We start from the raw sequence: 7,989 nt of genomic DNA on the forward strand, positions 1-7,989 counted from the left end.
TATTCATATAAGAAACTTTTTCTTATGTGAATATATTTTGCAAAGAGTGTTAATAATATACATATAAAAAATACTACAAATTTTGGGTTAATTTAGAAGTTTGATATACAGGTTGTATTAAAGAAGTTACGTTTATATTTATGGATGAAAAGTAAGGGGGTTAATAGAAAATAACTTGTAACAATGTAGTTTTAGCGTTATAACATATATGTTATAAATAAAAAATATAACATTATTAATCTTGAATTAATAATGTTATATTAATAATAAATAAAAATATTTTAATTTTTATAATAAACCTTTAAAAATCTTTCGAAATCTTCTGTTGGCATATTCATGCAACCAATAGTTCCATGTCTGCTATCATCCTCATGTGGTCCATGAAAATCAGATCCACAAGTTATTAATAAATTATTTCTTTTAGCATAAGATATAAAGAAATCAGTTTCCTTTTTGAAGTTTAAATAATAAATAGCTTCTATTCCATCAAAAGGAAAGGATAATACTTCTTTTATAGGTACTTTTTTTATTAATTTGGGATGAGCTAGTATAACTATAGCATTAAATTTTTTTAATATAGTTATTCCTTCGTCTATAGAGATTTTTTTGTTTTTTACATAAGCAGGGCTATCATTACCTATAAATTTATCAAAAATTTCATCCCAAGTATAATTATAACCAGCATCAATTATACATTGAGCAATATGGGGTCTAGCCACTACGCCTTTACTTTTAGCTAACACTTTTTTATAATCTAGTTCTATATTAAAATAATGATTAAGATTTTGAACTATTTTTTTTGCTCTTTCAATACGTGAATTTTTTAATTCATTAAGAAAGGATTGAAATTCAGAGTTTTTGTAAGAATCATCTTTAAAGTATCCTAATATATGGACAGTAGCATCTTTATGTTGACAACTTAGTTCAATACCAGGTATAAATCTTACATTGAGTTTTTTAGCAAATTTATGTGCTTCTTCCAATCCAGAGGTTATATCATGATCAGTTAAGCAAAGTAGTTCAACGCCTCTGAGTTTAGCATCTTCAATTAATTTTCTAGGAGAAAGTGTTCCGTCAGAAGCTGTAGAATGACAATGAAATTCTGCTTTAATATTAATACTAAAACCTCCTTTGAGTAAAAGTTATATACTGTTATTTTAACATATAAATTTAACTTTAGTATAAAAATATTGTAATAATTATTATTTTTTAATAGATTAAAAGGTAAAAGAATAAAATAAAGTGAATGAAATAATTTTTAAAAAAATAATTATTTCTGCTATAATTAATTAAATAAATTATTATTAATAAAGTTTAAAGTGTATGTTGTAATTTAAAGAAAGTAGGGGGGAAAATATGTTTTTAATGATAGATAATTATGATTCATTTGTATACAATTTAGTAAGGTATTTGCATGAATTAAATGAAAAAGTAATTATTAAGAGAAATGATGAAATTACAATAGATGAAATAAAAACTATGAACATAGAAGGAATAATATTATCACCAGGCCCTAAATCTCCTAAAGAAGCTAATTTATGTTTGAAAATAATAGAAGTATTTAAGGAACAAATTCCTATTTTAGGAGTTTGCTTAGGTCATCAATGTATAGGTCATTACTTTGGAGCAAAAATAATAAAGGGATATATTCCAGTTCATGGGAAAATATCAACTATAAAACATGATGGAAAAGGTATTTATAATAATATTAAAAACTACTTAAAAGTAACAAGATATCATTCGTTAATTATAGATAAAGAATCTTTACCAAAGGATTTAATAATAACTAGTGAAACAAAAGATGGAATTATCATGGGTATAAGACACACTAAATATGCTATAGAAGGAGTACAATTTCATCCTGAAGCTGAACTTACAGAATATGGTCATGAGATGTTAAAAAATTTTATAAAGTTATGTAAAATTACTGGTAAAGAAAAAGGTGATAAAAATGGATTTTAAAATAGAAGAGGTTAAGACTGATTTAAATTGTGTAGAAATTTATTCTTTATTTAGTAAAGAAAAAGATACTATTTTATTAGATAGTTCCAAGGAAGACAGTGAGTATTCTAGTTATTCCTTTATAGGATTAAATTCTTTTTTAAAGTTTAAGTCTAAAGAAAATAAAATTATTATTAATGAAGAAGAAAAAGAAGGGGATGCTTTTGAGGAATTAGAAAAACTAATTAAAAAATTTTCTATAGTATATCCTAGTACAATACCATTGCTTTCAGGATGTATAGGATACTTCTCCTATGATATAGGTAGGCAATTAGAAGTGTTACCTAATACCGCTATAAATGATATAAATATACCAGATAGTTATTTTATATTTTTTGATAACATAATAATCTTTGATTTAAAAAATAAAAAAACATATATAACAGCATTAGGTATCAATGAAAATTCAAAAAGTAGTATTAATAAAATTAAAAGAAAAATACATAATAATTCATATATGAAATTAAAAGATACAATAAATTATAAATATGAAAATCAATTCTTTTCTAATTTTAAAAAAGAAGAATATTTAAAAGGCGTTGAAAAAGTTAAAAATTATATATTAGAAGGACATGTTTATATTGCAAATCTTACACAAAGATTTTGGTGTGAAAATACAGAAGATTCATTCTTAATATATTCAAGTTTAAGAAATATAAATAAAGCTCCTTTTTCTTGTTATTTAAATTTAGATGACTTTCAGGTAATTAGTTCTTCACCAGAAAGATTTTTAAAAGTAGAAAATAGAAAAGTAGAAACTAGACCAATAAAAGGAACTAGACCAAGAGGAACAACAAAAGAAGAAGATAAAAAAAACAAAGAAGACTTATTAAATAGTGAAAAAGATAAATCAGAATTATTAATGATTGTTGATTTAGAAAGAAATGATTTAAGCAAAGTTTGCAAACCAAATTCTATAAATGTGACAGAATTATTTAAATTAGAAGAGTATTCAACTGTTTTTCATTTAGTTTCTACAATCGTAGGTGAATTAAAAGATGAATGTAGTTCTGTAAAATGTATGAGAGAATGTTTTCCAGGTGGATCTATTACTGGAGCTCCTAAAATACGAGCAATGGAAATAATAGAAGAGCTTGAAGGAATAAGAAGAGGAATATATACAGGTGCTATAGGATATTTTGATTTTAGAGGTGGTTGTGATTTTAATATTGTAATAAGAACTATTTTGAAAAAGGATAATAAAGCTTTTTTTGGAGTTGGAGGAGGTATTACCATTGAGTCAGATGAAAATATGGAATATGAAGAAACTTTAGATAAAGCTAAAGCATTAATGAGGGTATTATAATGATTTATATAAATGGGAAAAAGAATGGAGAGTTTATTTTAGATTCATCAATGTATTTTGGTGAAGGTGTATTTGAAACAATATATGTAAATGAACAGGCTATTTTTTTAAAAGAACATATAGAAAGATTAAATAATAGCAGTAAAATTTTGGGAATAAATAAAGAAATTAATTTTTTAGATGTAAAAAACTTTATAGAAGAAAAAAAAATTAGAAATTGTGCTTTAAAAATAAATTTAACTGAAAAAAATATAATTTTTTCTACTAAAGAATTAACTTATAAAAGAGAACATTATGAAAAAGGTTTTTCTTTAGCATTATCAAAAGTTATTAGAAACTCTACTTCAATATTAACTTATATAAAATCAATGTGTTATATAGAAAATTTAATAGAAAAGAAAAAAGCAATAAGACAAGGATTTGAAGAGTGTATATTTTTAAATGAAAAAGGATTTTTGACAGAAGGGTCTACATCTAATATGTTTTTTGTAAAGAAAAATAAAATATATACTCCAGCTGTTTCTTGCGGATTGTTAAATGGAATTGTAAGAAGATGGATTATTAATAATTTTAAAGTAATTGAAGGAGAGTTTTTATTAAAAGATTTACATGAGTGTGAAGGTATATTTTTAACAAATTCTTTAATGGGAATAATGAATGTTAGAAATTTTAACAATATTAAATTTGAAACAAATAACATTATTAAAGAAATACAAAAGTATTATTTAAAAGAAATAAATGGAGGATTTTCACTATGATAAATAAAGATAAAATAAAAGAAGGTGTTAAGCTTATATTAGAAGGAATTGGTGAAGAATTAGATAGGGAAGGTCTTTTAGAAACACCAGATAGAATTGCAAAGATGTACGAAGAAATCTTTGAAGGCTTAGGCAAGACAGCACAAGAACATTTGCAAAAAACTTTTACTGTAGAAAGTAATGATTTAGTTGTAGAAAAGGACATTAATTTTTATTCAGTTTGTGAACATCATTTAGTTCCTTTTTATGGAAAAGTGCATATTGCATATATTCCAAATGGAAAAGTAACAGGTCTTTCAAAATTGGCAAGAACAGTAGATGTATATGCAAAAAAACCACAACTTCAAGAAAGATTAACTAAAGAAGTGGCGGATGCTATTATGAATTTTTTAGATGCACAAGGAGTAATGGTTATAATTGAAGCAGAGCATATGTGTATGACAATGAGAGGTATAAGAAAAATAGGAACTAAAACAGTAACAAGTAGTTATAGAGGAAGATTTATAGAAGACGAAAACTTAAAAAATGAGGTTTTTAGAATGATTTCTTTATAAAGTTTTACTGTAAAAAGGTGAGGTATGAAAAAAGTAAATAATATAGTAAATAATTTTTTATATAAAGAATATTTAAAGAAAAATAATGAGTATGAATTTAATAGAGAATTTTGTAAACATAATATGGAACATTTTTTAAATATGGCTAGAATTAGTTATATAATCTGTTTAGAAAAAAATATACCTATAGACAAGGAAATTATTTATGCTATAGCATTATTACATGACATTGGAAGATGGAAAGAATATAAAGAGGGAATACCTCATGAAAAAGCTTCTTATGAATTAAGTGGTGATATACTAGTTCAATGTGGATTCAACTCTAATGATATTACTATAATAAAAGATGCCATATTAAATCATAGAAATAAATATGCTAAAGGAATTAATAAAATTTTTTATGAAAGTGATAAATTATCAAGATCTTGTTTTATATGCAAATCAGAAAACAAATGTAAATGGTCAAAGGAAAAGAAAAATATGCTTATAAAATATTAAATTAATTAAAAATACTGGGGAGAATAGAAATGTTTATAGGAAATAAAGATTTTAAGCTTGGAAAAAGAACTTATATAATGGGAATACTCAATGTTACTCCAGATTCATTTTCAGATGGTGGAAAATTTAATAATATAGAAAATGCATTAGTTCAAGTTGAAAAAATGATAAAAGAAGGAGCAGATATAATTGATATAGGAGGGGAGTCTACAAGACCTAATCATACTTTTGTAGAAGAAGAGGAGGAATTAAAAAGAGTAATACCTGTAATAAAAGCTATTAGAGAAAAATATGATATAGCAATTTCTATTGATACATATAAAAGTAAAGTAGCAGAAGAGGCAATAAAGGTTGGTGCAAATTTAATAAATGATATTTGGGGATTCAAAAAAGATAATTTAATGGCTAAGATAGCTGCAAAATATGGAGTTACTTGTTGTTTAATGCATAATAGAAGTAATAATATTTATGAAAATGATATAATAGAAGAAATGAAAATAGATTTAAAAGAAAGTATAAAAATTGCATTAGATGCAGGAGTAAAAAAAGAAAATATAATGATAGATCCAGGTATTGGTTTTGCTAAAAATTATGAAGAAAATTTGGAAGTAATAAAGAGATTAGATGAATTAAAAATGTTAGGCTATCCTATACTTTTAGCTACTTCAAGAAAATCAGTTATAGGAAATACATTAAATTTACCTTCTAATGAAAGAGTTGAAGGAACATTAGCAACTACTACTATAGGAATCATTAAAGGGTGTGATTTTGTCAGAGTTCATGATGTATTACAAAATAAAAGAACTTGTGTAATGACAGATGCTATAGTAAAAAGGTAGGTGAATATTTTTGGATAAAATAATAATTAAAGATTTAGAGGTTTTTGCTAATCATGGAGTTTTTCAAGAAGAAAAAAAATTAGGACAAAAATTTTTAATTTCATTAGAACTAGGGTTTTCTTTAAGAGAAGCTGCACTTACAGGTGATTTAAATAAAACTGTGCATTATGGAGAGATATGTCATAGAGTAGAAGAAGAATTTAAAAAAGAATGTTATGACCTAATAGAAACTGCCTGTGAAAAAATATGTAGTTTTTTATTGATAGAATATAAATTAATTAAAAGTGTTAAAATTATTTTAAAAAAACCTTGGGCTCCTATTGTAAGAAGTTTAGATACTGTTTTCATTGAAATGGAAAGAAAGTGGAACAAAGCTTATATAGCTTATGGTTCAAATTTAGGTGATAAAGAACAAAACATAAAAGAAGCTTTATTAAGAATAGGAGAATTAAGTCATACTAAAGTTATAAAAACTTCAAAATTAATAGAGACAGAACCTTGGGGATATACTGAACAAGATAATTTTTTAAATGGAGTTTGTGAAATAAAAACCTTATTAACTCCTAAAGAACTAATGAATTTTATGCTTCATATTGAAAAAGAACTTAAAAGAGAAAGAAGTATAAAGTGGGGACCTAGAACTATAGATTTAGATATTTTATTATATAATGATTTAATTACAGATGATGATGATTCTATTATAATTCCACATCCTAGAATGCATATGAGAGAGTTTGTACTTAATCCATTAAATGAAATAGCACCATATTTAATACATCCATTATATAAAAAAAGAATTTTTGAATTAGTTGAAATGATAAAAAATAATTAATATGAAAAATGTATGATTTTTAATAATAAATCATACATTTTTATATTTATTATTAAACACTAAATACATATGCTTATAGGTAGTAATAATAAAGAGGGACCTGAAAAGCTCATTGGATAAGGAGTTGGAATAGGTATATTATTTTTAGAGAGTACATCTAAATAGGGTATTATAGAAGTCATAAAGTTTTCATAAAACTTAGCTTGTGTTGATTTTCTAAATAAACTCAAATTTTCATTTTTATTGCAATGACTGAGAACTTTTCCAAAAACCTTACACTTACAGGGAGTTTTATCAAAAATATAAAAATTCGGATTATAATGTATTGCTGGATTAGAAGAATTATAGTTAGTATTATTTATAAAGTATGATAAAGTAGAAGGAATAATAATGGGAGTTTTTCCACACATAATTACAAAGTCTTGAGTACCACCTGCACAAACTAAATCTTTTAAGGTTTCTAACATTTTACATATTGAACCGTAATTTAATAAACCAAGATTTTCATTATTTATAAGTTTATTAAGTTTTTCTACAGTATGACAATTTAAAAGAGAAATAAGAGTATCTATATAAGGTGCTATACAGATTTCTGTTAACATACCACATACTTCCACATAATCTCCATAGGTAACATTGCAATTAATTATATCTTCTTCTTTTAATGGAGTTAAAGTACCAGTATTAAGTAAAAAATTTTTAAGCTCAGAATGCATATTAAACGATGTAACAATAGTTTTTAATTCTTCTTCAAATCTTTCACCAAATCTATTTTCTAGGGAAGAGCCTATTTCATTAGATTTATTTAAAGAATTAATATGGTGTTGTTTTTTTACTTTAAGTTCAGAACTAAGTTGTTTGTCTTTTTTTTCTTCATCAAAAATACTTTGTCTATTATCTAAGTGAGCTCTAGTATATAAACCTTTATCATTAGAACGTCTAACTGTTCTTGATTGTATTACACCATTTAATACCATTGAATTAAGACCAGTCATTAAATTTTCATCTAAATATATTAATAAATCTAAATTATCAAAGGTATTAGGCATATAAAAATCTCCTTTTAATTATTTTTCAAAAATATATTTGCAAAATTGTTCAAGTTTAAATGCATTAGGTATATTTTTTAAAGATATATAATCTTTCGTATAAATTCCATCCCAAGGATAAATACATATAAGATTATCACCATATACATCTA

At 24.4% G+C, this 7,989-nt stretch carries 10 protein-coding genes; 7 read left to right on the forward strand and 3 right to left on the reverse strand.

Annotation, left to right across the window (positions count from 1 at the left end; all coding sequences use genetic code 11):
• Nucleotides 1–281: 281 nt before the first annotated feature.
• A complete protein-coding gene (locus GBZ86_RS10100) occupies nt 282–1,118 on the reverse strand; it encodes a PHP domain-containing protein (protein ID WP_327444890.1) in 837 nt (278 codons plus the stop codon).
• A gap of 238 nt (nt 1,119–1,356) precedes the next feature.
• On the opposite strand from GBZ86_RS10100, the gene GBZ86_RS10105 reads away from it, so the two are divergent.
• From GBZ86_RS10105 to folK, 7 genes are read left to right on the forward strand one after another with little or no spacing between them, the layout of a single operon-like run.
• A complete protein-coding gene (locus GBZ86_RS10105; protein ID WP_152890306.1) occupies nt 1,357–1,962 on the forward strand; it encodes an anthranilate synthase component II in 606 nt (201 codons plus the stop codon).
• Nucleotides 1,952–3,307 (forward strand): aminodeoxychorismate synthase component I, encoded by a 1,356-nt coding sequence (pabB, locus tag GBZ86_RS10110; RefSeq protein WP_152890307.1) that lies wholly within the window; start codon nt 1,952–1,954, stop codon nt 3,305–3,307. Before GBZ86_RS10105 ends, pabB begins: the two co-directional genes overlap by 11 nt.
• A complete protein-coding gene (locus tag GBZ86_RS10115; RefSeq protein WP_152890309.1) occupies nt 3,307–4,065 on the forward strand; it encodes an aminotransferase class IV in 759 nt (252 codons plus the stop codon). Before pabB ends, GBZ86_RS10115 begins: the two co-directional genes overlap by 1 nt.
• Nucleotides 4,062–4,619, forward strand: a complete 558-nt coding sequence (gene folE / locus GBZ86_RS10120; protein WP_152890311.1) for a GTP cyclohydrolase I FolE — start codon at nt 4,062–4,064, stop codon at nt 4,617–4,619. The genes GBZ86_RS10115 and folE overlap by 4 nt, the downstream gene beginning before the upstream one ends.
• 24 nt (nt 4,620–4,643) lie before the next feature.
• Nucleotides 4,644–5,117: an HD domain-containing protein gene (locus GBZ86_RS10125; RefSeq protein WP_152890313.1), complete on the forward strand. Its 474-nt coding sequence runs from the start codon at nt 4,644–4,646 to the stop codon at nt 5,115–5,117.
• Between the two features lie 29 nt (nt 5,118–5,146).
• Nucleotides 5,147–5,956, forward strand: a complete 810-nt coding sequence (folP, locus tag GBZ86_RS10130) for a dihydropteroate synthase (protein ID WP_152890315.1) — start codon at nt 5,147–5,149, stop codon at nt 5,954–5,956.
• Nucleotides 5,957–5,966: 10 nt separating this feature from the next.
• Nucleotides 5,967–6,788, forward strand: a complete 822-nt coding sequence (gene folK / locus GBZ86_RS10135) for a 2-amino-4-hydroxy-6-hydroxymethyldihydropteridine diphosphokinase (protein ID WP_152890317.1) — start codon at nt 5,967–5,969, stop codon at nt 6,786–6,788.
• 59 nt (nt 6,789–6,847) lie between these two features.
• Here the strand turns inward: folK and GBZ86_RS10140 are convergent, their stop codons facing one another.
• A complete protein-coding gene (locus GBZ86_RS10140; protein ID WP_152890319.1) occupies nt 6,848–7,837 on the reverse strand; it encodes a hypothetical protein in 990 nt (329 codons plus the stop codon).
• An 18-nt stretch (nt 7,838–7,855) separates the two neighbouring features.
• Nucleotides 7,856–7,989, reverse strand: a 134-nt coding sequence (locus GBZ86_RS18430) for a DUF4883 family protein (RefSeq protein ID WP_170272206.1), incomplete at its 5' end; no start/stop codon positions are given.

The sequence above is a fragment of the Clostridium tarantellae genome (assembly GCF_009295725.1).
In the GTDB taxonomy this organism is placed as follows: Bacteria; Bacillota; Clostridia; order Clostridiales; family Clostridiaceae; genus Sarcina; species Sarcina tarantellae.

Excerpts from the sequence above, each read along its gene's own strand:
- GBZ86_RS10140 (WP_152890319.1), bottom strand. The coding sequence starts at position 7,837 with ATGCCTAATACCTTTGATAATTTAGATTTATTAATATATTTAGATGAA.
- GBZ86_RS10105 (WP_152890306.1), top strand. The coding sequence starts at position 1,357 with ATGTTTTTAATGATAGATAATTATGATTCATTTGTATACAATTTAGTA.
- folE (WP_152890311.1), top strand. The coding sequence starts at position 4,062 with ATGATAAATAAAGATAAAATAAAAGAAGGTGTTAAGCTTATATTAGAA.
- GBZ86_RS10125 (WP_152890313.1), top strand. The coding sequence starts at position 4,644 with ATGAAAAAAGTAAATAATATAGTAAATAATTTTTTATATAAAGAATAT.
- pabB (WP_152890307.1), top strand. The coding sequence starts at position 1,952 with ATGGATTTTAAAATAGAAGAGGTTAAGACTGATTTAAATTGTGTAGAA.
- GBZ86_RS10115 (WP_152890309.1), top strand. The coding sequence starts at position 3,307 with ATGATTTATATAAATGGGAAAAAGAATGGAGAGTTTATTTTAGATTCA.
- folP (WP_152890315.1), top strand. The coding sequence starts at position 5,147 with ATGTTTATAGGAAATAAAGATTTTAAGCTTGGAAAAAGAACTTATATA.